This is a genomic window from Yonghaparkia sp. Soil809 (assembly GCF_001429705.1).
Classification (GTDB): domain Bacteria; phylum Actinomycetota; class Actinomycetes; order Actinomycetales; family Microbacteriaceae; genus Microcella.
In genome coordinates this window covers 172,474-195,499 of sequence record NZ_LMSV01000001.1, presented here as the reverse complement: position 1 = coordinate 195,499, position 23,026 = coordinate 172,474, and the positions used below count along the sequence as shown (strand labels likewise).

The window sequence follows — 23,026 nt, the reverse complement described above, 5'->3', positions numbered from 1 at the left end:
TCTGCCGCGGGCGCTGCGGGGCGGATGCCCGGCTAGAGCAGCCCGTCGGGCTTCTCGTGAGCGCCGTCGGGCTTGCCGACGAGCTTGCGCGGGTCTCCGCGTCGAGGGGCGGCCCCGTCGCCCTCGCCGTGCTGCGCGTGATCGCCGCCGTGCCGGGCGTGCGCGGAGGCCTCGTGGCGACCGTCGCGCTGGGGCTCGTCGAGGCGGACGATCTCGACCTCGACCGGAGCGCCGGCGCGCTCGGCGGCCTCCTCCTGCTTGCGCTCGTGGCGCTCCTTGAGCGCGTGGTAGCCGATGCCCGCGAGGGCCATGCCGATGACGGCGAGGAGGACGACCTCGATGTACTCGGTGACGATCTCGGAGACGCCGGGGATGTGCGCGACGCCCCATCCGAGTACGGTGAGCCCGACGGCCCACAGGAAGGCGCCGATCGTGTCGAAGACGAGGAACGTCCGGTAGTTCATCCGGCCCACGCCCGCCGCGACGGGCGCGATCGTCCGGACGACGCCGATGAAGCGAGCGATCGTGATGGCGAAGCCGCCGTACTTCGCGAAGAACGCCTCGGTGCGGGCGACGCTGCGCTTGGAGAAGAACCCGGCCGACTTCTTCTCGAAGATCGCCGGCCCCGCCTTCCGCCCGATCCAGTAGCCGAGGTTGTCTCCGCCCATCGTCGCGAGCATGATCGCCAGCGAGGCGAGCCAGATCGGCTGCGGGATGACGCCCGTGTAGGTGAGGACGCCCGTGATGACGAGGAGCGTGTCGCCCGGCAGCAGGAAGCCGACGAGCAGGCCCGTCTCGACGAACACGATCGCGCACACGACGAGCAGGGCCCAGGGGCCGGCTCCCGTGATGATCCCCTCCACGTCGAAGAGACCGATGTCGGTCGCGAGCATGGCGGCTCCGGGTTCGTCGAAGAGGGTGCGGTGATCGATGCTCAGGCTACCGCGCTGAGGCTATGCGTCGGCTTGCGGGAAGGTGACCGTTATGCGGCGGTCGAGTCGCTCGATGCGAGCTCGGAGGCGGGGTCTGATGCGGGTGCCGGCTCGGAATCGCGCGAGCGCTCGAGATGCCACGCGATCGCCCCGACGGTCAGCCACAGCAGGCCGGCCGCGGTGCCGATCGTGAGGCAGCCCGACGCGAACTCAGGGGCGCTGAACGCCAGGGCGAGAAGACCGAGGACGAGGAGCGACAGCGCGATCGTTCCGAGGGCCGTCAGGTACGAGTTGCGCGCGATCATGAGCGAAGCCTACGTCTCTGCGGGCATTGGGAGCGAGGGCTCCAGCGACCCCGGTTCGAGGGTCGCGACACCGTGGGTGGCGGGTGTCGGCGCCGGCTCGTACGCTGGTGCCGCGGTGGCCGGACTGCTCGACTCGAGTCCGGAGGGAGCCTGCGTGGTGCAGCGCGCGAACCACTGGCATCCGCTGCTCGCCGCGGTCGAGCAGGAGCCCGGGCTCTGGCATCTCGCCTCGCAGACCGGCCCGTACGCGGTCGTGCGCCTGATCGAGATCGGCGGCGAGCGCGGCTATCGCGCGACGACCTTCGCCGAGCCTCGGCGGCTCATCGGGTATCGCCGCACCCTTCGGGGCGCGTGCGAGGCGGCGCACCGCGACTGGCTGCGCCGGCACGGCCCCGACCCGGGTGCCGAGCAGTACCCGGATCTGTCCGGCGGTCGGCGGATGCCGCGGTGATGGCGGAGGCAGGGAGGACCGGCGTGCGGAAGGAGGGACTTGAACCCTCACGCCCGAAGGCACAGGAACCTAAATCCTGCGTGTCTGCCGATTTCACCACTCCCGCTGGTGCGGCGTCAGTCTATCGACGCGCATCCCTCGACCCCCTCGCCGCGGAGCGCCCGCGGGCGTACGATGCGCGCATGGACGCCAGCGAGCCGCAGAGCGGCACCACGGAGACCGGCACCACCCACGATCGTGCGCTGTGCCCGCTGTGCGCGCATCCCATGAGCGAGCACCGGATCGACCATTCGGGCCGCGACGGCATCCTGCACTGCCCCGTGGATCACCTGCCCGAGCCGGACGACCGGCGCCCGCTCAACGAGCTCGGGATGACCCGCAGCGACTGATCAGCGCGCGCCCGGAGGCAGCTTCGGCAGGCCGTCGATGTCGGGGCCCTCGTGCTGCGCGGCGGTCGCGTCGCTGATGACGTCGCGCGAGTCGGGGTGCGCGCCGTCGTCGCCCGGGTAGTGCTGGTCGGTCGTGCGGGCGTCGCCCTCCTCGCGCTCGTCGCGGGGCGGCAGGTGATCGGTGGGCTTCGTCGGTTCGGGGTGCTCGGTCATGCGCACACTGTCCTCCGAGCATCCGTCGCCGTCAACGGGGTCGTCAGCGATCGGCGGCGGGCGGATGCTCCGCTCAGGCCCGCCCGGCCGCGACGAGCGCGGCCCACAGCTCGGCCCGCGCCGGGAACGACCCGAGATCGCGCCCGAGCAGCTGCTCGGCCCGCTTGACGCGGGCGCGCAGGGTGTGGCGGTGGATGCCCAGCCGGGTCGCCGCCGCCTCGGCCACGGCGTCGGCCGCGAGCCACTCGCTGAGCGTGCGCACGAGCTCATCGCGCGACCGGGAGTCGTGCTCGTCGAGCGGCGCGAGCACCGAGGCGGCGATGCGGCGCGTGTCGTCGCCCGAGAGCGACGCGAGCACGCCGTCGTCGCGCAGCATCGCGTAGTCGACGAGCCGCTGGTCGCCGTGCGCGCGGTCGGCGGCGCGCCCGGCCTCGTCGACGGCGGTGGAGAGCGCGGCGTACCGGGCGCCGCGCACGAACCCGCCGGTGAGGCGCACGCGATCGGCGAGGTAGTCGAGCACGGGGGTCTCCGACTCGGGAACGATGACGACGACGCGCTGCCCGTCCCGGGCGTGGAACACCGCGCCCCGCGCCCGCTCGGCCCGAGATTCGAGCAGGTCGAGGAGGGCGGCCCGACGCGCTCCGCGCGCATCCACCACCGCGACGGTGAGCGGCTCGGCCGGCAGTGCGCCCCACAGCGCTCGGGAGGTCGAGGCGACGAGGTCGCGCTCGCCGCGCAGGAGGGCGGCGAGCAGGCCCGTGCGGAGGTGGTCGAGCGTGCGGGCGAGAGTGCGGTCCTGCTCGAGCGCGAGGCCGGTCATGGCGACGACGCTCGTGATGACGGCGCGCACGGCATCGTCGTGCTGGCTCGCGGCGCCGACGACGAGCACGCCGCGCAGCGCCTCCGAGCGGCCGACCGTCTGCAGGGCGACGCCGTCGGCGACGACCGCGGCGCGGCGCGCCTCGGCGAGCATGCGGCGCGCCTCCTCCTGCGCCTCCGGGGTGACGGGGCCGCCGTGCACGATCTCGGCGTCGGTGCCGAGCAGGGCGACGGGGGCGTCGACCCGGCGGGCGAGCTCGCCGATGACCTCGGCGAGGCCTCCGGGTTTGAGGGCGGCGACGGCGATCGCGCGCTGCGCCTCGAGGGTCCAGCGCAGCCGCGCGTAGCGCTCGCGCGACTGCGCGTCGGCGACCGCGCGCGCAACGGCGATGAACGGGGTGCGGTACGGCACTTCGAACAGGGCGATGCCCGCGTCGGTGCAGGCGCGCACGAGCGGCTCGGGGGTGCCGGCCCGCACCACCTCGGTTCCGAAGCCGATCGCGGGCACGCCGCGCTCGGCGAGCCGGGCGACCCACGGCGCGATCGCGTCGTCGTCGGCCCACTGCGTGCCCGTCGTGAGCAGCGCATCGCCAGGGGAGAGGAAAGGCGTCGGGTCGGCGAGATCGCTCGAGTGCACCCACGCCCACGGCCGAGCGAGCGCGGCCTCGTCGGCCCACACCGTGCGGAGGGCGAGGTCGCGCTCGTCGAGCAGCGTGCGCAGGGAGACGGGCATGCGACCCTCCAGAGGCGGGATGTCCACGATGTACAGAGCGGGCATCCGCATTGTACTGATCGGACAGCCGCGATCGCGAGCCCCCGCCCTACGCTGGCCGTCATGAGCATGACCGTCACTGCGCCCGAGTCCCTCGCCGGCGGGCCCTCGCTGCCCCAGGAGCGCCGCCTCGTCACCGCGATCCCCGGCCCCGAGTCGCAGGCCCGCATGGCGCGCAAGACCGCCGCCGTCGCCTCCGGCGTGAGCACGATGATGCCCGTCTTCGCCGTCGCCGCGGGCGGGGGAGTCGTCGTCGACGCCGACGGCAACAGCCTCATCGACCTCGGCTCCGGCATCGCCGTGACGACCGTCGGCAACGCCGACCCCTTCGTCACCGAGGCCGTCATCGAGCAGGTGCGCCGCTTCACCCACACGTGCTTCACCATCACGCCCTACGACGGCTACGTCGAGGTGGCCGAGGCGCTCAACCGGCTCACGCCGGGCGACCACGAGAAGCGCACGGCGCTGTTCAACTCCGGCGCCGAGGCCGTCGAGAACGCGATCAAGATCGCGCGCCACTACACCGGCAAGAGCGCCGTCGTCGCGTTCGACCACGGCTACCACGGCCGCACCAACCTCACCATGGCGCTCACCGCGAAGGCGATGCCCTACAAGGCCGGCTTCGGCCCCTTCGCGCCCGACGTGTACCGCGCGCCGATGTCGTACCCGTTCCGCGACGGCCTCAGCGGGGCCGAGGCGGCCGAGCGCGCCATCCACATGATGGACCGCCAGATCGGCACCGACCGCCTCGCCGCGATCATCATCGAGCCCATCCAGGGCGAGGGTGGCTTCATCGTCCCCGCGCCCGGGTTCCTCCCCGCGCTGCAGGCGTGGGCGAACGCGAACGGCGTCGTCTTCATCGCCGACGAGGTGCAGACCGGCTTCGCGCGCACCGGCGACATGCTCGCGAGCGAGCACGAGGGCATCGTGCCGGATCTCGTCGTCATGGCGAAGGGCATCGCGGGCGGCCTGCCGCTCTCGGCCGTCACCGGGCGCGCCGAGATCATGGATGCGCCGCACGCGGGCGGGCTCGGCGGCACGTACGGCGGCAACCCCATCGCCACGGCCGCGGCTCTCGGCACCCTGCGCGCCTACGACGAGCACGACCTGCTCGCGCGGGCTCGCGAGCTCGAGGGGATCATCCGCGACGAGCTCACGGCGCTGCAGTCGCGCGACGCGCGCATCGGCGACATCCGCGGTCGCGGCGCCATGATGGCGATCGAGCTCGTCGACGCCCACGGCCGCCCCGACGCCGCCCTCACCGGCCGCGTCGCCAAGCACTGCCACGCCCAGGGCGTCATCGTGCTCACGTGCGGCACCGACGGCAACGTCATCCGCCTGCTGCCGCCGCTCTCGATCAGCGACGCGCTGCTGCGGGAGGGCATCGGCGTCATCGCCGAGGCCCTTGCCGCGAACGCCGCCTAGGGCCACTCTCGAGACCGAACCGCGGATCGCCACCACCGCATCCCCCCATAAGGAAGATCAGGGAAACGACATGATCAGCGAAGCAGACCTCCTCGCCAAGGTGCCCCGCGGGCTCTACATCGACGGGCAGTGGATCGACGCCGAGGGCGGCGCGACCATGGCCGTCACCGACCCGAGCACGGGCGAGACGCTCGTCGAGATCGCGAGCGCGTCGGTCGCCGACGGCAAGCGCGCGATGGACGCCGCCGCGAACGCCCAGGCGAGCTGGGCCGCGACCGCCCCGCGCGTGCGCGGCGAGCTGCTGCGCCGCGCCTTCGACCTCGTCATCGAGCGCGCGGACGAGTTCGCGCTGCTCATGACGCTCGAGATGGGTAAGCCGCTCGCCGAGTCGCGCGGCGAGGTCACGTACGGCGCGGAGTTCCTGCGCTGGTTCAGCGAGGAGGCCGTGCGCATCACCGGCCGCTTCGGGCAGAACCCCGAGGGCACCGGCCAGATCGTCGTCTCGCACGCGCCCGTCGGCCCGTCCTTCCTCATCACGCCGTGGAACTTCCCGCTCGCGATGGCGACCCGCAAGATCGCGCCCGCGCTCGCCGCCGGCTGCACCTCGATCATCAAGCCCGCGGCGCTCACGCCGCTCACGACGATGTACTTTGTCAAGACGCTCGAGGACGCCGGGCTGCCCGCCGGAGTCGTCAACGTCGTCACGACCGCGAAGTCGGGGGCCCTGTCGGCCGAGATCATCGCCGACCCCCGCCTGCGCAAGCTGAGCTTCACCGGGTCGACCGAGGTCGGGCGCATGCTCATGAAGCAGGCCGCCGACGGGATCCTGCGCACCTCGATGGAGCTCGGCGGCAACGCCCCCTTCGTCGTGTTCGAGGATGCCGATCTCGACAAGGCGATCGATGGCGTCCTGCTGGCCAAGTTCCGCAACATCGGCCAGGCCTGCACGGCGGCGAACCGCATCCTCGTCCAGTCGTCCGTCGCGGACGAGTTCGGTCGCCGCGTCACCGAGCGCGTGGCCGCCATGCGGATGGGCCGCGGCACCGAGGAGGGCGTGCAGATCGGTCCGCTCGTCGACGACAACGCCGTGAAGGGTTCGCACGAGCTCGTCGAGGACGCCGTCGCGAAGGGCGCGACCGTCACGACCGGCGGCGTCATCCCCGACCGCGCCGGCTCGTTCTACCCCGCGACGGTGCTCACGGGCGTGCAGCCCGGCACGCGCCTGCTGAGCGAGGAGATCTTCGGGCCGGTGCTCGCGATCGTGCCGTTCGAGACGGAGGACGAGGCGGTCGAGCTCGCCAACGCGACCGAGTACGGCCTGATCAGCTACGTCTACACGCAGGATCTCGCACGCGGCATGCGCATGATCGACCGCCTCGAGACCGGCATGATGGGCCTCAACGCGGGCGTCATCTCCAACGCCGCGGCCCCCTTCGGCGGGGTCAAGCAGTCGGGCATCGGCCGCGAGGGCTCGCTCGAGGGCATCGACGAGTACCTCACGACCAAGTACACGTTCATCCCGAAGGCGTAAGCCTCCTCGCGGAATCATCGGTTTCCGCCGCCGGGCGCTGTGGTGGCCGCCCGGCGGCGGATCTCTCTCCGGCCGCCACCCGGCCCCGTACGGTGAGGAGCATGACCGTGCCCGACTCGCAGCCCGCAGCGCAGCCCGCCGTCCTCGTCATCCAGCACGACGTCGACGACAACCTCGGCGAGCTCGCACCACCCCTCGCCGAGGCGGGCATCCGCATCGTCATGTGGGATGCCGGGCGCGTCCCCGACGGCGCACCCGCGACCCTCGACGGCTTCAGCGGCCTCATCTCCCTCGGCGCCTACGCGGGGGTCCGCGACGAGGCCGAGAAGGAGTGGATGCCGGTCGAGAAGGCGCTCATGCAGCAGGCGTTAACGCGGCGGATGCCCGTCCTCGGGCTCTGCTTCGGCGCCCAGCTGCTCGCCGCCGCGGCCGGCGCCGCGTTCCGCCCGTCGCCCGTGCCCGAGCTCGGCTGGACCCGCGTGACGCCGACGCCGGAGGCCGCACTCGACCCGGTCGTCGCCCCGCTCGCGGCCGAGAGCGACGCCGACGGCGGTCTCGACGTCTTCCACTACCACTTCGACTCGTTCGAGCTCCCGGCCGGCGCGACGCTGCTCGGAGAGACCGACGGCATCATCGAGGCCTTCCGCGTGGGGGAGTGCGCGTGGGGTCTGCAGTTCCACCTCGAGGTGGGCCTCGCGACCCAGCTCGCGTGGATCGCCGGCGACCGCTCCGGCTTCGAGCGCGTCGGCGCCGACCCGGAGCGGCAGGAGGCGCTGAGCCACGAGAAGTGGCTCGCCTACCGCGAGCGCGCGCACGCGGTCGGTGCGGCCTTCGCGCGCGAGGTGCGTCGCTTCGCGGAGGCCTGAGCCGGGCATCCGACGCCCGGTCGCTCAGCCCAGCTGCGTGAGGGCGAACGAGAGCGCGAAGCCGAGCGCCGCCCACAGCCCGGTGAGCGAGCGGTCGGCGGCGAACGCCTCGGGGATCATCGTGTTCGCGACCATGGCGAGGATCCCGCCGGCGGCGACGGTCGTGACGGCGGCGATGACCTCGACCGGGGCGTTCGCGAGCAGTGCGAAGCCGAGCGCGGCGGCGATGCCGGAGGCGAGCACGATGCCGCCCCACACCCCGAAGACGTAGCGAGCGCTGCGGCCCTCGTGGCGCATGCCCGCGGCGCTCCCGAGTCCCTCCGGCAGGTTCGAGACGGCGACCGCGACGAGGATGGGCAGGCTCACCACGCCGCCCTCGGCGAGCGACAGGCCGAGCACGAGGCTCTCGGGCACGCCGTCGAGCAGGGCCCCGACGGCGACCGCCAGGCCGACGGTCGTGCTCGCCCGGGCGGCGGGGTGCGCGTGGATGCCCGGCTCGCTCTGCAGGGCGATCGATCGCTTCCGCGCGCGGGCGCCCTGCCGTGCCAGCAGCAGGTCGGCGATGACGAAGATGATCGCCCCGAGCAGGAAACCGCCGAGCGTCGCACCGAGCCCTCCCGTCTTGTGCGCCTCGAGCACGAGCTCGAAGGCGAGGGTCGAGATGAGCGCGCCGGCGCCGAACGCCATGATGCCGGCGACGACGTTCGCGGGCACGCGGGCGAACCAGCCGATCGCGGCGCCGACGAGCAGGAAGCTCGCGGCGCCGAGCCCCGCGGCCGCGGCGATGAGCACGTCGAGCATGCGGCCTCCCGGGTCCGATGGCGGTGCCCCGACGGCGAGCGCCGGCGGTGCGGAACGCGCCCAGCCTAGGGCCAGGCCGGCCGACGACGAGCGCGATCCGTCAGCGTCGCCTCGCGGCGCGCGATCGGAGGCGTGACAGCCGGTTGGACGTGACGATGGCGATGATGGTCGCGAGCCACACGAGCGCGGCCCCGATCAGCAGCAGCTCGGCCTCGAGCGAGTCGGCCGTGATCGCCTCCGCCAGCCGCGCCGGGGTGGGGGCGCCGGAGAGCCCGACGAGGGTGAGGGTGCGCCCGGTCGCGATGGCCCAGACGACGAGGGTGATCGCGGCGCCCGTGAGCCCCACGGCGAGGGCGATCGGGTACCCGCGGCGCAGGGCGGCCTCGCGGCGGCGGAACTCTTCGACGGTGAGGGTGCGCGGATCGTGCGGAGTCATGGTGTGCGGCGCCACGGCTCCGGTCAGTGCGCCGCCCTGTCGGGGACGGCCGACACGGCGGGCGAGGAGTGGTCGGTCACCGGCTCGGCGCCCGGCTCGACGGCCGATTCGAGCAGGTTCCCGATGCGCCACATCCACACCATGAGCACCACGACCCCGATGGCGAGGACGACCGCGAGCACGCTCGTGAGGCCGCTCAGATCGAGCTCGATCGCCTCCGTCGTCGTCGTCGCGAACGCGCTCATGATGTGCACCTCGGGGGAGTGGGGGCCAGCGGGGAAAAGCGGGGAATGGTCAATAACAGCACATCCGCGCGTAGAACGCACGGGTTTTCTCCATCCTGGGAGAAGACCGGAACGACTGTGGAAAAAGCGACGGATGCCCGCCTGCTTCGGGCGACCATGTCGCGCATGTCGACCGCCGTCTCCGCCATCACCGACCGGGTCCGCGAGCGAGTGCGCAGCGAGCGACTCGACCTGCATCGAGATCCCGACGCGGCCGAGCGGCTCGTCCGCGAGGAGCTCCGGTCGTACGCCGAGCGCTCGCTCGCCGGTTCCCTGCCGCAGATCGCCGACGAGGCGCACGCCTTCGGCCAGGTGCTCGCCGGCCTCACCGGCTACGGCCCGCTCCAGCCCTTCTTCGACGACCCGAGCGTGGAGGAGATCTGGATCAACCGCCCCGACGCCGTCTTCATCGCTCGCGCGGGCGTGAGCGAGCGCACCGACGTCCGGCTCACCGACGAGCAGGTGCGCACCCTCGTCGAGCGCATGCTCCAGGCCACCGGTCGCCGCGTCGACCTCAGCTCGCCGTTCGTCGACGCCTCGCTCCCCGACGGCTCGCGCCTGCACGTCGTGATCCCCGACGTGACCCGCTCGCACTGGGCGGTCAACGTCCGCAAGTTCTCGCAGCGCATCGGCGACCTCTCCCGGCTCGTCGAGCTCGGGACCCTCACGCCGCAGGCGGCGGAGTTCCTCCGGATGAGCGTCCTCGCCGGCTGCAACATCCTCGTGTCGGGGGCGACGCAGTCGGGCAAGACGACGATGCTCGGCGCGCTCCTGGCCGGTGCGCGCCCTCGGGAGCGCATCGTGACGGTCGAGGAGACCTTCGAGCTCGACCTCCACGCCCTGGACTGCGTCGCGATGCAGTGCCGCAGCCCGAATCTCGAGGGCACCGGGGAGATCTCCCTCCGTCGTCTGATCAAAGAGGCCCTGCGGATGCGCCCGGACCGCCTCGTGGTCGGCGAGGTGCGCGAGGCCGAGTCCCTCGACCTCCTGATCGCCCTCAACAGCGGCCTTCCCGGCGCCTGCAGCCTTCACGCCAACAGCGCTCGTGACGCCCTCATCAAGCTCTCCACCCTGCCGCTGCTCGCGGGCCGCAACATCGACGCGTCGTTCGTCGTGCCGACGGTCGCGAGCGCGATCGACCTCGTCGTCCACTGCGAGCTCGTGGCGGGCGGCCAGCGCCGCGTGGCGGAGATCGTCGCGCCGACCGGCGCGCTCGAGGAGGGGCGCATCGCGGTCGACACGATCTTCCACCGCGTCGGCGGGCGCCTCGAGCCGACCGGTGCCGTGCCCGCCCGCGGCGAGAAGTTCGCCGCGGTCGGCCTCGATCCGCGGCTCGTCACGGGGGCCGCATGACCCTCATCGCCGCCCTGCTCATGGCAGCAGGGGTCCTCCTCATCGCCTCGCCGTGGCTCTGGCCGGTGCGCGAGGGCGGCCCGGCCTCGCGCGGCGCGCTGCGACCGCTCGCCGAGCTCCTCGCCCGCGCGGGGCTCGTCCACGCCAGTCCGCTCGCCCTGGTCGGCATCGTCGCGCTCGTGGGGGTGGTCGGCGCCGCCGGGACCCTCCTGCTCGTGCCCGTCGCCGCGCTGGCCCCGGTCGCCGGGCTGGTCGCGGCGAGTCTGCCGATCGTCGCGCTCCGGGCGCGGGCGGCGGCGCGGCGCCGAGCGCTGCGGCAGGTCTGGCCCGATGTCGTCGACCATCTCGTGTCGGGCATCCGCGCCGGTCTCGGACTGCCGGAGGCGATCGGCTCCCTCGCGGAGTCGGCACCGGACGCCGTTCGCGCGCCGTTCCGCGACTTCCGACGCGAGTACGCCCGGACGGCGCAGTTCGGGGAGGCGCTCGACGACCTCAAGGAGGCGCTCGCCGATCCCGTCGCCGACAGGATCATCGAGACGCTGCGGATGGCGCGCGAGGTCGGCGGCACCGAGCTGCCCGGGGTGCTGCGCTCGCTCGCGCAGTACCTCCGGACCGACGCCGCGGTGCGCGCCGAGGTGGAGGCGCGGCAGTCGTGGGTGCGCAATGCCGCGCGCCTCGGCGTCGCCGCGCCGTGGGCCGTGCTCCTCCTTCTCAGCACGCGGCCGGAGGCCGCGGCCGCCTACAACTCGGCGGGCGGTGCGGCTCTTGTCCTCGTCGGACTCGGAGTGACCCTCGTCGCGTACCGGCTGATGATCGCTCTCGGGCGGCTGCCGGAGGAGGGGCGGTGGTTCCGATGACGCCGACCCTCGCGCTCGCGGCCCTCGTGGGCGCGGCTCTCGGCACCGGGCTGTGGCTGCTCGCGAGCCTCGCTCCTCGCCTCGGACGACCTCGCCTCACCGCGCGACTGGCTCCGTACCTCGTCGACGTCTCGAGCGAGGCGCGCGCGATGACGAGGCCCCGGAGCTCCGACCCGCTCCCCTTGCTCGGAGCGATGGTCGCGCCCCTCGCGGACGCCCTCGGCCGCACGCTCGACTCGGTTCTCGGCGGCGCGACGGTCATCCGCACGAGGCTGCGCCAGTCGGGTTCGGAGGCGACGCTCCAGAGCCATCGCGCCCGGCAGCTCCTCGGCGCGGCTCTGGGGGGTGCTGCCGGCGCCGGCGCCGCTCTCCTCGCCGGACGCGACGGCGGCGTCCTCATCCCCATCGGGATCGCCGGCCTGGTGGCGGGTGCCATCGCCGGCATCGGTGCGACGGATGCTCTGCTCGCGCGGGCGGCCGCTCGACGCGTCTCGCGCATGACGCAGGAGTTCCCCACGGTCGTCGAGTTCCTCGCCCTGAGCGTCTCCGCGGGGGAGTCGATCCTCGACGCGCTGCGCCGCATCGCCGCGACCGGCTCGGGGGAGCTCGCCGGTGAGTTCGCGCGGGTGGTCTCCCGCGCGGCCGCCGGTCAGCCGCTGCCCCGCGCGCTCGCCGAGCTGCGCGACGACCTCGCGATGCCCGCGGTGTCGCGGCTCGTCGACCAGATCCTCGCCGCGCTCGAACGCGGCACGCCTCTGGCGGAGGTGCTGCGGGCGCACGCCCTCGACGCGCGCGAGGAGTCCAAGCGGCACATCCTCGAGGCCGCGGGCACCCGCGAGGTCGCGATGCTCGTCCCTCTCGTGTTCCTCATCCTCCCGGTCACCGTCCTGTTCGCGGTCTGGCCGGGGCTCATGGTCCTGCAGGTGGGGCTGTGATCGCGCCCCTGCTCAGCCTGTGGACAGCCCTCGTCGCTCTCGTGCGCGGATGCGCATCCTGTCGGCGGCCATCGAACGAAAGGATCCATCATGTCCCGCTGGACGACTCTCACCTCCCGCCTGCGGTCCGAGGAGCGCGGCGACGTTCCCGGCTGGGTGCTCATCACCCTGATGACCGCGGGGCTCGTGATCGTCATCTGGGCTCTCGCTGGTCCGGCTCTGAGCGGGGTGTTCCAGCAGGCCATCGATCGGGTCACCGGCTTCTGATGCGCGCGGGGCGCGATGATCGCGGTTCGGCTCCGGTGGAGTTCGTGCTCGTCGGCACGCTCCTCACGCTCGTCGCCGTGTCCGTTCTGCAGGTCGCCCTGGCCTCGCACATCCGCTCCACCCTCATCGACGCGGCGGCCGAGGGCGCTCGGCACGCCTCCCTCGCCGACACCACGCTCGACGCCGGCGTCGATCGCACCCGCGACCTCATCTCGACCGCTCTCGGGCCCGCATACGCCCGCGCCGTGACCGCCACGACGAGCGAGTACGCGGGCGCTCCGGTGGTCGTGATCACGGTGCGCGCCCCGCTGCCGCTGCTCGGCCTGGCCGGACTCGACGAGGGGCTGGAGGTGTCGGGTCGTGCGGCGATCGAGCCCCGCGACTGACGACGCGGGCTCGGCGTCGATCGAGTTCCTCACCGCGGGCATCCTCCTGCTCGTGCCGATCGTGTACCTGGTGGTCCTCGTCGCGACCGTGCAGTCCGCCGCTCTCGCGACGGAGGGCGCCGCGCGCCAGGCCGCCCGTGTCTTCGTCCAGGCGCCGTCGGTGGAGGCGGGGGAGGAGGGCGCCGCGCGAGCGCTCGAACTCGCCCTCGCGGACCACGGCGTGAGCGCCGAGACGCGCGTGACGATCACCTGCACGCCCGCGCCCGCCGACTGCCTCGCCCGCCGCAGCTGGGTGACCGTGCGCATCGATGCCCGCGTGCCGCTCCCGCTCGTGCCGCCGCTGCTGGATGTCCGCGCCCCGCTCGCCGTGCCGCTCGAGGCGTCGGCCACCCAGCAGGTGTCGCGATTCGGGGGACGACCGTGAGCGCGCCGCGGGTCCGCGCGAACGAGCGCACCGCGGTCATCCGGGCTCTGCGGCGCTGTGACGACGGCTCGATACTCCCGCTCATCGCCGGCTTCGCGAGCCTCGGTCTGGTCGTCGTGCTGCTCGTGACGGCCGCCACCTCCCTCTATCTGGAGCGCAAGCGACTGCTCTCGCTCGCGGATGGAGCCGCGCTCGTCGGCGCCGAGTCGTTCGCCCTCGACGACGTCCAGCTCGTGGGGGAGGAGCTGCGGCCGCGCCTCACCTCCGCGGCCGTCGCGCGCGACGTGGTCGCCTACCTGCGCGAGGCGCCGCTGGGCGGGCTCGAGGATGTGCGGCTCGAGCGCGCCGCGACCGACGACGGGGCGACCGCCGTCGTGAGTCTGTCGTCGTACTGGAGGCCGCCGATCGTCACGCTGTTCGTCCCGGAGGGGATTCGCATCGACGTGTCCGCCGAGGCCAGGAGCGTCGTGGCACGATGATCACCACGCCGACGAGAAACGGTCTCCCATGAAGTTCCTCCTCACGTCCTCCGGCATCAGGAATGCGAGCATCGCGGACGCGCTGACCGACCTGCTCGGCAAGCCGGTCTCCGAGTCGCGCGCCCTCGTCGTGCCGACCGGGGTGCACCCCTTCCCGGGCGGGACGGCGAGCGCGTGGGAGGCGATCACCGGCAAGGAGGGCGTCCCGCTGACCGCCCTGGGCTGGAAGTCGATGGGTGTGCTCGAGCTCACGGCGCTCCCGACCATCCGGAGGGAGAACTGGGTCCCCGCCGTCGAGGAGGCCGACGCCCTCCTCGTCTGGGGCGGCGACGTCCTCTACCTCACGCACTGGATGCGCGAGTCCGGCCTCGCGGACCTGCTCCCCGCTCTCGACCTCGTCTACGTCGGCGTGAGCGCCGGCAGCATCACCGTCACTCCCTACAACTGCGATGCCGAGTTCGACCGGGAGTTCGTCCCCGACGGCAGCGACATGGCGCAGGGCGCCGACCGCGCGCTCGGTCTCGTCGACTTCACCCTGTATCCGCACCTGAACGACCCGGACATGGAGGACACGGCGCTCGCGAACATCGAGAAGTGGGCCTCCATGATCCCCGTCCCGACGTACGCGATCGACGACGAGACCGCGATCGTCGTCGTCGACGGGAACGAGCGCGTCGTCTCCGAAGGCGACTGGGTGCTCCTGAACGCCGGCTGAGCCCCCGTCCGCCCCCCCCGAACCGATCGGCGCGCGCCCCCCGGAATGGTGTGGTTAGGTTGCTTCCATGGCTGAACTGGCTGGCTCTTCGATCCTCATCCTCGGCGCGACCGGGGGATTGGGTCGGCACCTCGCTCGACAGCTCGCCGAGGCGGGCGCGAACCTCGTCCTCAGCGGTCGCTCGCAGGAGGCCCTCGACGAGCTCGGCGTCAGCGCGATCTCCATCGCCGGCGACCTGCGCGACCCCGAGCTGCCCCGCACGCTCGTCGCGACCGCCGTCATGGCCTACGGCCGCCTCGACGGCGTCATCAACGCCTCCGGCGTCGTCGCGTTCGGCCCCATCGCCGACACGAGCGACGACGTGCTCGACGAGCTCTGGCAGGTCAACGCCCTCGCCCCCATGCGCATCGTCCGCGCCGCGGCCCCCGCGCTCGCCGAGGCGAAGACCGAGGGCTCCACGCCCTTCATCGTCAACTTCAGCGGGCTCGTGAGCGAGTCGCCCACGTCCGGCCTCGGCGCCTACTCCGCGGTGAAGTCGGCGCTCGCCGTCTACCAGCAGGTCGCCGCCCGCGAGCTGCGCCGGCAGGGCATCCGTGTTCTGGATGCCCGTCCCGGCCACACCGAGACCGAGCTCTCCCGGCACCCCATCGCCGGCGATGCCCCCAAGCTCCCCACGGGCTACGAGCCCGAGGGCGTCGCGCGACGCGTCATCGCCGCGATCGTCACCGACGAGAAGGACCTCCCCTCGAGCGCCTTCACCGAGGTACCGGCCGCCGAGTCCGAGATGATCCCCGTCGAGCCCGCCGATGTGAACACCGGTGCGCACCCCGCCGTGCGCATGGCCGCGCAGATGCCGCTCGAGGCATCCGCTCCCGTGAACAGCTCGTCGGAGCCCTCCTCCGCGACGGAGACCGGCGCCGCCGAGGGCGAGCAGGCCGCTCCCGAACCGGCCGCCGACGACCAGCCCACGCTCGAGCAGCCCGCCGCCGAGCAGGCGAGCAGCGCGCCGGCTGACAGTCCCGCATCCGTCGACAGCGCCGCGTCCGTCGACAGCGCCGCGTCCGTCGGGAGCCCCGCGTCGGTGGAGAGCGCCGATTCGGCGGAGAGCGCGGAGTCCGTGCCCAGCCCGCCGACGGGGGAGGACGACGACTCCGAGGTCATCCACGCCGAGGCCGTCGAGTACGTCGCCCCCGAGCCGTTCGTCGAGCCGGGCCACGAGGGAGAGTCGTCCGATGCCCCGCAGGAGGGCGAGGCCCACGAGCCGCACGACGGCGAGCAGCACGAGCAGCACGACGGCGAGCAGCACGACGGCGAGCAGCACGACGAGGGCCAGCAGCCCGAGCACGCCGAGCACCGCTGAGCCGGACGGCCAGCGCCCGCCTCAGCCCTCATCGCGCGGCAGCTGGCGCGGGATGTAGCGGGCGAGCAGCACCGCTCCGCCGAGCCCGACGACGCCGAGGGCGGCCGCAGCGACGGAGAGGCTCGCGACGGCGGTGATCGCCGACAGCAGCAGCGGGGCCGACGCGCCCCCGGCATCCATCGTGAACCGCCACGCGCTGAGGAACGGCGCAGGGTTCTCGCGGCCCGCGAGGTCGGAGCCCATCGTCATCACGACGCCGGCGCCGATGCCGTTCGCGAGCGACAGCCACAGCGCGACCGCGACGAACCAGGCGACGGGGTCGGAGCTCCCCGCCGAGAGAGCCAGGCCGATGAGCCCGAGCCCGAGGCCGATCATCGAGGGCACCGCGGTGTAGAGGCGGCCGAAGCGGTCCATGAGCCAGCCGCCGAGGTAGAACAGGGCGAAGTCGACGCCGCCCGCGACGCCGATGATGAGCGCCGTCTCGCCGCCGCCGAGTCCGATGCTCGCCGCCCACAGGGGCAGGATCACCTGCCGCGCCGACCGCGTCGCCGCGATGGTGAGCGCGCTGACGCCGAGGCGCGCGAGCACCGAGCGTCGCGCCGCGATGGTGCGGAACACGGCCCCGAGCCCGAGCTCGGCCCCCTCGGGCGTCGAGCGGTGGTGGAGCATGCCCTCCGGGTCGGGCAGCAGCAGGATGCTCGCCGCGACGACCGCGCACATCACGAGCGAGAACCACAGCACCGAGGTGAGCTCCCCGGTCAGGGCGATGACGCCCGCCGCGACGAACGGACCGATGAGCAGGCCGAGCCGGAAGGACCCGCCGAGGGTCGAGAGCGCCCGAGCGCGGAAGGCGGCGGGGACCACGCTCGTGAGCAGCGCGTGGCGCGCGAGACCGAAGACGGCGGCCGCGAAGCCGATCATCGCCATGGCTGCGCCGAGAGCGACGGCGTTCGGGGCGATGATCGCGAGCAGCACGCCCGTCGCCGCGAGCGCCGAGGCCCCGAGCATCGTCGCGCGCTCGCCGAGGCGGCCGACGATCCAGCCGGCGGGGATGTCGCCGAGCAGGACTCCGACGACGACCATCCCGGCGACGAGCCCCGCGCCGGCGAGGTCGGCGCCGACGCGCCCGGCGAGGGCCGGGATGACGGGGAGGATGGCGCCCTCGCCGATGACGAAGAGCGTCGACGGCACGAACACGGGTGCGGCCATCGTCCTCCAGCGGAAGGCGGGCTCGTCGGTCGACATCTCGAGCCCGATGCTACGCCCGCTTCCGCCCGCGTCCCCGCGGGTAGGCTGGGTGCGACATGATCGAACTCGACATCGCCGAGCGCATCGCCGCCGCCCGCTCCACCTTCCGCGACATCAAGTCGGTCGTCAACGTCGAGGGCCTCGCGGCCGCCGTCGCCGAGCTGAGCGAGCAGGCGAGCGCCCCCGACCTCTGGGACGACACCGAGAAGGCGCAGAAGATCACGAGCGCCCTCAGCCACCGCCAGACCGAGCTGCGCCGCATCACCGAGCTCGAGCAGCGCCTCGACGACCTCGACGTCCTGCTCGAGATGGCGAAGGAGGCCGACGACGAGGACGCGACGGCCGAGGTCGCGAGCGAGCTCGACGCGATCGAGAAGACCCTCGGCGACATGGAGGTGCAGACCCTCCTCGACGGCGAGTACGACGACCGCCCTGCCGTCGTCACGATCCGCTCCGGCGCGGGCGGCGTCGACGCCGCCGACTTCGCCGAGATGCTCATGCGCATGTACCTGCGCTGGGCCGAGAAGCACGGCTACTCCGCGACCGTCATGGACACCTCCTACGCGGAGGAGGCCGGCATCAAGAGCGCCACCTTCCAGATCGACGCGCCCTACGCCTTCGGCACGCTCAGCGTCGAGGCCGGCACGCACCGCCTCGTGCGCATGAGCCCGTTCGGCGCCGCCGGAAAGAGGCAGACGAGCTTCGCCGCGGTCGAGGTCATCCCCCTCATGGAGGAGACCGCCGAGATCGACATCCCCGAGTCGGACATCCGCGTCGACGTCTTCCGCTCCTCCGGGCCCGGCGGTCAGAGCGTCAACACGACCGACTCGGCCGTCCGCATCACCCACCTCCCGACGGGGACCGTGGTGTCGATGCAGAACGAGAAGAGCCAGATCCAGAACCGGGCCGCCGCGATGCGCGTCCTCCAGTCGCGCCTGCTGCTCATCCAGAAGGAGCAGGAGGCGGCCACGAAGAAGGAGCTCGCCGGCACGATCACGGCGAGCTGGGGCGACCAGATGCGCTCGTACGTGCTCGCGCCCTACCAGATGGTGAAGGACCTGCGCACCGAGTACGAGGAGGGCAACCCCTCGAAGGTGTTCGACGGCGACCTCGACGGCTTCATCGCCGCGGGCATCAAGTGGCGCAAGCGCCCGCAGGACGACTAGGAGCCCTCCCGCTTCCGGGTGTCGCTCCTCGCGGCCTCGTGGCCCCGGCCTAGGCTGACGCGCGATGATTCGATTCGACGAGGTCACCAAGGTCTACCGCGGAACCGCGAAGCCGGCGCTCAACAGCGTCAGCCTCGAGGTGCTCAGCGGCGAGTTCGTCTTCATGGTCGGCGCCTCCGGCTCCGGCAAGTCGAGCATGCTGCGCCTCGTGCTGAAGGAGGACCGCCCCTCCTCGGGTTCGATCCACGTCCTCGGCCAGGATCTGAACCGCATCTCCAGCCGGAAGATCCCGTACTTCCGCCGCAACCTCGGCGTCGTCTTCCAGGACTTCCGGCTCCTGCCGAACAAGACCGTCTTCGCGAACGTCGCCTTCACCCTGCAGGTGATCGGCAAGAGCAAGGGCTTCATCCACGAGGCCGTCCCCGACGTCCTCGCGATGGTCGGGCTCGAGGGCAAGGCAGAGCGCTTCCCGCACGAGCTCTCCGGCGGCGAGCAGCAGCGCGTCGCGATCGCGCGCGCCGTCGTCAACAAGCCGTCCATCCTCCTCGCGGACGAGCCGACCGGAAACCTCGACCCCACGACGAGCATGGGCATCATGACGCTCCTCGAGCGCATCAACGCCAACGGGACGACCGTGCTCATGGCGACCCACGACGCCGGCATCGTCGACCGCCTCCAGCGCCGCGTCGTCGAGCTCGTCGGCGGCCGCGTCGTGCGCGACGAGCGCGGGGGCGGCTACGTGACGCAGGCGATCCCGCAGGTGCAGCCCGACATCGTCATCCCCGCCGCCGGCCCGAGGGAGGGGCTGCGATGAGGCTCGCGCTCGTCCTCAGCGAGGTCGGCCAGGGCCTCCGCCGCAACCTCTCGATGGTCGTCTCCGTCGTGCTCGTGACGTTCATCTCGCTCACCTTCGTCGGAACCGCGATCCTCCTGCAGGCGCAGATCAACCAGATGAAGTCGTACTGGTACGACCGCGCCCAGGTGGCCGTCTACTTCTGCACGGACTTCTCGAGCGTCGGCACATGCGATCAGACCGCTGCGACGCCCGAGCAGGTCGCCGCCGTCGAGGCGCAGCTCGAGTCGGAGACCCTCGCGCCCTTCATCGACGCGTACTACTTCGAGGACCGCCAGCAGGCGTTCGAGAACTTCCAGGACCAGTTCGAGGGCAACGCGATCGCCTCCCTCGTCACGCCCGAGCTCATGACCGAGGCGTACTGGGTGAACCTCGTCGACCCGACCCAGAGCCAGATCCTGGCGGATGCCCTCTCCGGGCTCGCGGGCGTCGAGAGCGTCGTCGACCAGCGCTCCTACCTCGACCAGATCTTCGACATCCTCAACGCCTCCAGCTTCACCGCGATCGGGATCGCTGCGCTCATGCTCGTCGCGGCCGCCCTCCTGATCGCCACGACCATCCGGCTCTCGGCGTTCTCGCGGCGGCGCGAGCTCGGCATCATGCGGCTCGTGGGCGCCTCGAACCGGTTCATCCAGACGCCGTTCGTGATCGAGGGCGTCGTCGCGGCGCTCATCGGCTCGGTGCTCGCCGCCGGCGCGATGGTCGCGATCGTGCAGTTCTTCGTCCAGGGCTATCTCTCCGAGACCCTGCCCCAGACTTCCTTCGTCGGGCTCGACGACGCGCTGCTCGTCGTCCCCGTCCTGCTCGGGGTCGGCGCGCTGCTCGCGGCCCTGTCGGCGAACGTCGCCATCTCGCGCTACCTGCGCGTGTAGCGCGCGACCCTCGCCGGGTATGCTGGAGGGCTGCCCCGCACCCGCGGTGAGCATCCGACAGCCGAACCGGAGGTGATGGCAATGCCCAAGGAGCAGGGTCGCAAGGTCGTCGCCACCAATCGCAAGGCGCGCCACGACTACACGATCGAGGACACGTTCGAGGCCGGTCTCGTGCTGAGCGGCACCGAGGTCAAGTCGCTGCGCATGGGCCGCGCGAGCCTCGTCGACGGCTACGGGTTCATCGACGGCGGCGAGGCGTGGCTCGACGCCGTGCACATCCCCGAGTACTCGCAGGGCACGTGGACGAACCACCCGCCGCGCCGCAAGCGGAAGATGCTGCTGCACAAGGCGCAGATCATCAAGATCAGCCAGAAGACGAAGGAGGGCGGCTACACGCTCGTCCCTCTCAGCATCTACTTCAGCGACGGCCGCGCGAAGGTCGAGCTCGCCGTCGCGAAGGGCAAGCGCGAGTACGACAAGCGCCACGCGCTGCGCGAGCGGCAGGACAAGCGCGAGGCCGAGCGCGCGATGTCGAGCCGTAAGAACCTCGGCGACTGAGCCGGCGCGAGCGGTGCGGCTCCTGGCCGCTCCCTGAGCGTCGGGCCCGAGAGGCGGGCGTAGGCTCGACGCTCGTGACCGCACGATCCGACGCCCCCGCTCCCGCAGACGCATCCGAGACCGGCGGTGAGGCGGTCGGGGCGGATGGCGTGAGCGAGCGCACCCGCTGGCAGGCCTTCGCGGTCGCGGTCGCCGTCGCCTCGCTCACGATCCTCGACCTGTCGAAGGTCAACGTGGGAATCCCCGCCATCGAGCAGGCGTTCGGAGCGGGCCCCACGCAGATCCAGCTCATCGTCGCCGGCTACGTGCTCGCCTTCGGCATCGTGCTCGTCCCCTCCGGCCGGTTCGGCGACCTGCACTCGCGGCGGCGCATGTTCCTCGTCGGCCTCGCCGTGTTCCTCATCGCGAGCCTGCTGTGCGCGATCGCGCCGACCGTCGAGCTGCTCGCCGCCTCGCGCATCCTGCAGGGGGTCTCGGCGGGTCTGCTCATGCCGCAGGTGCTCGGGCTCACCCAGCAGCTCTTCACGGGCGCCGCGCGCGGGCGCGCCTTCGGCATCTTCGGCGCCGTCATCGGGCTCTCGACGGCCTTCGGGCCGACGCTCGGCGGCCTGCTCATCGGCGTCGGCGGGCCCGAGCTCGGCTGGCGCCTCATCTTCTGGATGAACGTGCCGCTCGTCATCGGCCTCTTCCCCTTCGCGTACAGGCTCCTGCCCCGCACGCAGCCCGACGCGCACGGCCCGCGCGACCTCGACCTGTTCGGCACCGCGCTGCTCGGCGGCACGGTGCTGAGCCTCATGCTGCCGTTCGTGCTCACGACCGGCTCGCCCGATGACGACCCCGCCCGCTGGTGGTGGCTCGCGGCCTTCGTCGTGCTCGCCGCCGCGTTCGTCGCATGGGAGCGCCGCTACACCTCCCGCGGTCGCGCTGCGATCGTCGACTTCGCGCTCTTCCGCATCGGCGCGTACCGCAACGGCACGCTCATCGCGACGACCTACTTCGCCGCCCTCCCGGCCACCTTCCTCACCCTCTCGCTCTTCCTGCAGTTCGGCCTCGCCCTCGAGCCGGTCTACGCGGGCATGGTGACGATCCCGTTCGCCCTCGCCTCCGCCGTCACATCCTGGTACAGCGGCCGCGTCGCGACGACGATCGGCCGCCCCGTCGTCGTCTGGGGCCTCCTCGGCGTCGTCGCGGGCCTCGCGGGCACGATCGCGTCGGCGTTCCTGCTCCCCGCAGGCGTCTCTCCGTGGGCGATCGCGGGCTTCATGGCGCTCGCCGGCGCGGGCGGCGGCGCCGTCATCGCCCCCAACCAGACGTTGACCCTGGCGGATGTCCCGCTCACCTCCGCGGGCGTCGCCGGCTCCATCGGGCAGGTCGGCCAGCGCGCCGGCACGGCGGTCGGCATCGCGGCGGCCACCGCCGCCTTCTACGCCACGATCTACGCCGAGGAGGGGATGGGCGGCCGGGTCGACATCTACCAGGACGCCTTCCTGCACGCGGCCCTCGTCATCCTCGGCTTCGTCGGCGCCGCGCTGGCGCTCGCGCTGCTCGACCTGCGGGAGCGACGCACCGGCTCGCTCTAGCGGGCGACGAACCTGGCGTCGACGGCGACCTCGACCACGATCGGTTCGGGGCGAAGCGAGAAGGCGCCGCCCCGGGCATCCGACGCCATCATCGCGACGCGCTCCATGCGCGGCTGCGGGCCGCTGCCGGCGCCCGGGTCGCCGAGCATGCCGGGGTCGGCGAGGGCGACGGCGTGGACGCTGCCGAGCCCGATGCTCTGCGCGTAGATCGTCGCCTTCGTCACGGCGTCCTTCACGGCGCGCGAGCGCACCTCGGTGAGCACCGACGTGCGACGGCCCTCCGTGAGCGACCACTCGAGGCCGTCGATCATCGCGAGCTCCTCCGCGGCGATCGCCTCGACGAGCTCGGGCAGGGCGTCGAGACCGGTGATGGTCGCGCGGCCCGAGACCGCGGCGCGGTGCACGATCGGGGCGACGGAGCCGTCGTTCGTCCAGGGGCGCCCCGCGGTGACCGAGACGCGGTCGGCCGACCACGCCGACACGGGCCCGGCCGTCGCGTCGTGACGGTCGGCGATCGCGGCGCTCACCCGGTCGAGCGCCGCCGTGACGCGCTCGACCGCGTCGGCGCGGTCGGGGCCGTCGGCGGCGATCGTGAAGCTCAGGATGCTGCGCTCGGGGGAGTACTCGGCGCGAGCCGTGCCCTGCACGGTGATGACGGTCTCGGTCACGGGCTCCTCCTCGATGCGGCCGCACCCGCCTCTGGGCGGAACGTCAGCGGTGAGCTATACTGTAGGGCTGCGCCATCACCG

Annotated in this window: 28 protein-coding genes and 1 tRNA gene; 19 read left to right on the top strand and 10 right to left on the bottom strand. The window is 72.7% G+C overall.

The genetic code is table 11. The features are described from left to right. Positions 1–32 precede the first annotated feature (32 nt). Both ASG83_RS00995 and ASG83_RS00990 read right to left on the bottom strand, forming a co-directional pair. Positions 33–893 carry a DedA family protein gene (locus ASG83_RS00995; protein ID WP_082514899.1) on the bottom strand — a complete coding sequence of 287 codons (861 nt, stop codon included), beginning with the start codon at positions 891–893 and terminating at the stop codon, positions 33–35. Positions 894–982: 89 nt separating this feature from the next. Next, positions 983–1,237 (bottom strand): hypothetical protein, encoded by a 255-nt coding sequence (locus ASG83_RS00990; RefSeq protein ID WP_055856043.1) that lies wholly within the window; start codon positions 1,235–1,237, stop codon positions 983–985. A gap of 154 nt (positions 1,238–1,391) precedes the next feature. Between ASG83_RS00990 and ASG83_RS00985 the strand changes: the two genes are divergently transcribed. After that, entirely contained in the window at positions 1,392–1,688 is a 297-nt protein-coding gene (locus tag ASG83_RS00985) for a hypothetical protein (RefSeq protein WP_156710900.1), read from the top strand. Positions 1,689–1,712: 24 nt separating this feature from the next. Here ASG83_RS00985 and ASG83_RS00980 read toward each other — a convergent pair. Beyond that, a tRNA-Leu gene (locus ASG83_RS00980) sits at positions 1,713–1,794 on the bottom strand. Between the two features lie 76 nt (positions 1,795–1,870). Here ASG83_RS00980 and ASG83_RS00975 point away from each other — a divergent pair. After that, complete coding sequence (locus tag ASG83_RS00975; RefSeq protein WP_055856036.1) at positions 1,871–2,077, top strand: hypothetical protein; 207 nt, start codon at positions 1,871–1,873, stop codon at positions 2,075–2,077. Here ASG83_RS00975 and ASG83_RS00970 read toward each other — a convergent pair whose 3' ends face one another. Then, on the bottom strand, positions 2,078–2,290 hold the full coding sequence (locus ASG83_RS00970; protein ID WP_055856033.1) for a hypothetical protein: 213 nt from the start codon (positions 2,288–2,290) through the stop codon (positions 2,078–2,080). A gap of 73 nt (positions 2,291–2,363) precedes the next feature. Further along, positions 2,364–3,887 (bottom strand): PucR family transcriptional regulator, encoded by a 1,524-nt coding sequence (locus tag ASG83_RS00965; RefSeq protein WP_055856031.1) that lies wholly within the window; start codon positions 3,885–3,887, stop codon positions 2,364–2,366. A 57-nt stretch (positions 3,888–3,944) separates the two neighbouring features. Here ASG83_RS00965 and gabT point away from each other — a divergent pair, with 57 nt between their 5' ends. The 3 genes from gabT to ASG83_RS00950 all read left to right on the top strand — a co-directional run bounded on the left by gabT (position 3,945) and on the right by ASG83_RS00950 (position 7,703). Next, positions 3,945–5,306, top strand: coding sequence for a 4-aminobutyrate--2-oxoglutarate transaminase (gene gabT, locus ASG83_RS00960; protein WP_055856028.1), 1,362 nt, complete (start codon positions 3,945–3,947; stop codon positions 5,304–5,306). A gap of 70 nt (positions 5,307–5,376) precedes the next feature. Continuing rightward, positions 5,377–6,837, top strand: a complete 1,461-nt coding sequence (locus ASG83_RS00955) for an NAD-dependent succinate-semialdehyde dehydrogenase (protein WP_055856025.1) — start codon at positions 5,377–5,379, stop codon at positions 6,835–6,837. Between the two features lie 101 nt (positions 6,838–6,938). Continuing rightward, entirely contained in the window at positions 6,939–7,703 is a 765-nt protein-coding gene (locus ASG83_RS00950; protein ID WP_055856022.1) for a type 1 glutamine amidotransferase, read from the top strand. 24 nt (positions 7,704–7,727) lie between these two features. Here the strand turns inward: ASG83_RS00950 and ASG83_RS00945 are convergent, their stop codons facing one another. The 3 genes from ASG83_RS00945 to ASG83_RS00935 all read right to left on the bottom strand — a co-directional run bounded on the left by ASG83_RS00945 (position 7,728) and on the right by ASG83_RS00935 (position 9,185). Next, complete coding sequence (locus ASG83_RS00945) at positions 7,728–8,504, bottom strand: ZIP family metal transporter (protein WP_055856019.1); 777 nt, start codon at positions 8,502–8,504, stop codon at positions 7,728–7,730. A gap of 100 nt (positions 8,505–8,604) precedes the next feature. Then, positions 8,605–8,940 (bottom strand): hypothetical protein, encoded by a 336-nt coding sequence (locus ASG83_RS00940; protein WP_055856016.1) that lies wholly within the window; start codon positions 8,938–8,940, stop codon positions 8,605–8,607. Positions 8,941–8,963: 23 nt separating this feature from the next. Beyond that, positions 8,964–9,185, bottom strand: coding sequence for a hypothetical protein (locus ASG83_RS00935; protein WP_156376750.1), 222 nt, complete (start codon positions 9,183–9,185; stop codon positions 8,964–8,966). 165 nt (positions 9,186–9,350) lie between these two features. Here ASG83_RS00935 and ASG83_RS00930 point away from each other — a divergent pair, with 165 nt between their 5' ends. The 9 genes from ASG83_RS00930 (at position 9,351) to ASG83_RS12840 (ending at position 16,000) form a co-directional block, all read left to right on the top strand. Further along, entirely contained in the window at positions 9,351–10,577 is a 1,227-nt protein-coding gene (locus ASG83_RS00930; protein WP_082514901.1) for a CpaF family protein, read from the top strand. Next, entirely contained in the window at positions 10,574–11,434 is an 861-nt protein-coding gene (locus ASG83_RS00925; protein ID WP_055856007.1) for a type II secretion system F family protein, read from the top strand. The genes ASG83_RS00930 and ASG83_RS00925 overlap by 4 nt, the downstream gene beginning before the upstream one ends. After that, positions 11,431–12,369, top strand: a complete 939-nt coding sequence (locus ASG83_RS00920; protein ID WP_055856003.1) for a type II secretion system F family protein — start codon at positions 11,431–11,433, stop codon at positions 12,367–12,369. Before ASG83_RS00925 ends, ASG83_RS00920 begins: the two co-directional genes overlap by 4 nt. Before the next feature lie 90 nt (positions 12,370–12,459). Then, complete coding sequence (locus ASG83_RS12845) at positions 12,460–12,636, top strand: hypothetical protein (protein ID WP_200932278.1); 177 nt, start codon at positions 12,460–12,462, stop codon at positions 12,634–12,636. A gap of 35 nt (positions 12,637–12,671) precedes the next feature. Further along, complete coding sequence (locus ASG83_RS00915; RefSeq protein WP_369813365.1) at positions 12,672–13,022, top strand: TadE family protein; 351 nt, start codon at positions 12,672–12,674, stop codon at positions 13,020–13,022. Then, positions 12,997–13,446 (top strand): hypothetical protein, encoded by a 450-nt coding sequence (locus ASG83_RS00910; protein WP_055855998.1) that lies wholly within the window; start codon positions 12,997–12,999, stop codon positions 13,444–13,446. The genes ASG83_RS00915 and ASG83_RS00910 overlap by 26 nt, the downstream gene beginning before the upstream one ends. Next, the gene (locus ASG83_RS00905; RefSeq protein WP_235451402.1) at positions 13,443–13,925 is read left to right on the top strand and encodes a pilus assembly protein TadG-related protein; all 483 of its coding nucleotides are present in this window, start codon (positions 13,443–13,445) and stop codon (positions 13,923–13,925) included. The genes ASG83_RS00910 and ASG83_RS00905 overlap by 4 nt, the downstream gene beginning before the upstream one ends. Before the next feature lie 28 nt (positions 13,926–13,953). Beyond that, positions 13,954–14,640, top strand: a complete 687-nt coding sequence (locus ASG83_RS00900; protein WP_055855995.1) for a Type 1 glutamine amidotransferase-like domain-containing protein — start codon at positions 13,954–13,956, stop codon at positions 14,638–14,640. A gap of 67 nt (positions 14,641–14,707) precedes the next feature. Beyond that, positions 14,708–16,000, top strand: coding sequence for an SDR family oxidoreductase (locus ASG83_RS12840; RefSeq protein WP_055855992.1), 1,293 nt, complete (start codon positions 14,708–14,710; stop codon positions 15,998–16,000). A 21-nt stretch (positions 16,001–16,021) separates the two neighbouring features. Here ASG83_RS12840 and ASG83_RS00890 read toward each other — a convergent pair whose 3' ends face one another. Continuing rightward, complete coding sequence (locus ASG83_RS00890) at positions 16,022–17,245, bottom strand: MFS transporter (protein ID WP_055855989.1); 1,224 nt, start codon at positions 17,243–17,245, stop codon at positions 16,022–16,024. 59 nt (positions 17,246–17,304) lie between these two features. Here ASG83_RS00890 and prfB point away from each other — a divergent pair, with 59 nt between their 5' ends. The 5 genes from prfB to ASG83_RS00865 all read left to right on the top strand — a co-directional run bounded on the left by prfB (position 17,305) and on the right by ASG83_RS00865 (position 22,277). Continuing rightward, entirely contained in the window at positions 17,305–18,414 is a 1,110-nt protein-coding gene (gene prfB / locus ASG83_RS00885; RefSeq protein ID WP_055855986.1) for a peptide chain release factor 2, read from the top strand. Positions 18,415–18,478: 64 nt separating this feature from the next. Further along, the gene (gene ftsE / locus ASG83_RS00880; RefSeq protein WP_055855983.1) at positions 18,479–19,228 is read left to right on the top strand and encodes a cell division ATP-binding protein FtsE; all 750 of its coding nucleotides are present in this window, start codon (positions 18,479–18,481) and stop codon (positions 19,226–19,228) included. Next, positions 19,225–20,139 (top strand): permease-like cell division protein FtsX, encoded by a 915-nt coding sequence (gene ftsX / locus ASG83_RS00875; protein WP_055855981.1) that lies wholly within the window; start codon positions 19,225–19,227, stop codon positions 20,137–20,139. The genes ftsE and ftsX overlap by 4 nt, the downstream gene beginning before the upstream one ends. A gap of 81 nt (positions 20,140–20,220) precedes the next feature. Then, positions 20,221–20,697 carry an SsrA-binding protein SmpB gene (gene smpB / locus ASG83_RS00870; RefSeq protein WP_055855978.1) on the top strand — a complete coding sequence of 159 codons (477 nt, stop codon included), beginning with the start codon at positions 20,221–20,223 and terminating at the stop codon, positions 20,695–20,697. A 74-nt stretch (positions 20,698–20,771) separates the two neighbouring features. Continuing rightward, entirely contained in the window at positions 20,772–22,277 is a 1,506-nt protein-coding gene (locus ASG83_RS00865; RefSeq protein WP_082598986.1) for an MFS transporter, read from the top strand. Here the strand turns inward: ASG83_RS00865 and ASG83_RS00860 are convergent. Beyond that, a complete protein-coding gene (locus tag ASG83_RS00860) occupies positions 22,274–22,945 on the bottom strand; it encodes an SIMPL domain-containing protein (protein WP_055855975.1) in 672 nt (223 codons plus the stop codon). The two genes, ASG83_RS00865 and ASG83_RS00860, sit on opposite strands and share 4 nt — an antisense overlap. Positions 22,946–23,026: the final 81 nt, after the last annotated feature.

Excerpts from the sequence above, each read along its gene's own strand:
- ASG83_RS00975 (WP_055856036.1), top strand. The coding sequence starts at position 1,871 with ATGGACGCCAGCGAGCCGCAGAGCGGCACCACGGAGACCGGCACCACC.
- ASG83_RS00950 (WP_055856022.1), top strand. The coding sequence starts at position 6,939 with ATGACCGTGCCCGACTCGCAGCCCGCAGCGCAGCCCGCCGTCCTCGTC.
- prfB (WP_055855986.1), top strand. The coding sequence starts at position 17,305 with ATGATCGAACTCGACATCGCCGAGCGCATCGCCGCCGCCCGCTCCACC.
- ASG83_RS00900 (WP_055855995.1), top strand. The coding sequence starts at position 13,954 with ATGAAGTTCCTCCTCACGTCCTCCGGCATCAGGAATGCGAGCATCGCG.
- ASG83_RS00965 (WP_055856031.1), bottom strand. The coding sequence starts at position 3,887 with ATGCCCGCTCTGTACATCGTGGACATCCCGCCTCTGGAGGGTCGCATG.
- ASG83_RS00930 (WP_082514901.1), top strand. The coding sequence starts at position 9,351 with ATGTCGACCGCCGTCTCCGCCATCACCGACCGGGTCCGCGAGCGAGTG.
- ASG83_RS00995 (WP_082514899.1), bottom strand. The coding sequence starts at position 893 with ATGCTCGCGACCGACATCGGTCTCTTCGACGTGGAGGGGATCATCACG.
- gabT (WP_055856028.1), top strand. The coding sequence starts at position 3,945 with ATGAGCATGACCGTCACTGCGCCCGAGTCCCTCGCCGGCGGGCCCTCG.
- smpB (WP_055855978.1), top strand. The coding sequence starts at position 20,221 with ATGCCCAAGGAGCAGGGTCGCAAGGTCGTCGCCACCAATCGCAAGGCG.
- ftsX (WP_055855981.1), top strand. The coding sequence starts at position 19,225 with ATGAGGCTCGCGCTCGTCCTCAGCGAGGTCGGCCAGGGCCTCCGCCGC.
- ASG83_RS00940 (WP_055856016.1), bottom strand. The coding sequence starts at position 8,940 with ATGACTCCGCACGATCCGCGCACCCTCACCGTCGAAGAGTTCCGCCGC.
- ASG83_RS00990 (WP_055856043.1), bottom strand. The coding sequence starts at position 1,237 with ATGATCGCGCGCAACTCGTACCTGACGGCCCTCGGAACGATCGCGCTG.
- ASG83_RS00925 (WP_055856007.1), top strand. The coding sequence starts at position 10,574 with ATGACCCTCATCGCCGCCCTGCTCATGGCAGCAGGGGTCCTCCTCATC.
- ftsE (WP_055855983.1), top strand. The coding sequence starts at position 18,479 with ATGATTCGATTCGACGAGGTCACCAAGGTCTACCGCGGAACCGCGAAG.
- ASG83_RS00945 (WP_055856019.1), bottom strand. The coding sequence starts at position 8,504 with ATGCTCGACGTGCTCATCGCCGCGGCCGCGGGGCTCGGCGCCGCGAGC.
- ASG83_RS00970 (WP_055856033.1), bottom strand. The coding sequence starts at position 2,290 with ATGACCGAGCACCCCGAACCGACGAAGCCCACCGATCACCTGCCGCCC.
- ASG83_RS00955 (WP_055856025.1), top strand. The coding sequence starts at position 5,377 with ATGATCAGCGAAGCAGACCTCCTCGCCAAGGTGCCCCGCGGGCTCTAC.
- ASG83_RS00920 (WP_055856003.1), top strand. The coding sequence starts at position 11,431 with ATGACGCCGACCCTCGCGCTCGCGGCCCTCGTGGGCGCGGCTCTCGGC.
- ASG83_RS12840 (WP_055855992.1), top strand. The coding sequence starts at position 14,708 with ATGGCTGAACTGGCTGGCTCTTCGATCCTCATCCTCGGCGCGACCGGG.
- ASG83_RS00935 (WP_156376750.1), bottom strand. The coding sequence starts at position 9,185 with ATGAGCGCGTTCGCGACGACGACGACGGAGGCGATCGAGCTCGATCTG.
- ASG83_RS00890 (WP_055855989.1), bottom strand. The coding sequence starts at position 17,245 with ATGTCGACCGACGAGCCCGCCTTCCGCTGGAGGACGATGGCCGCACCC.
- ASG83_RS12845 (WP_200932278.1), top strand. The coding sequence starts at position 12,460 with ATGTCCCGCTGGACGACTCTCACCTCCCGCCTGCGGTCCGAGGAGCGC.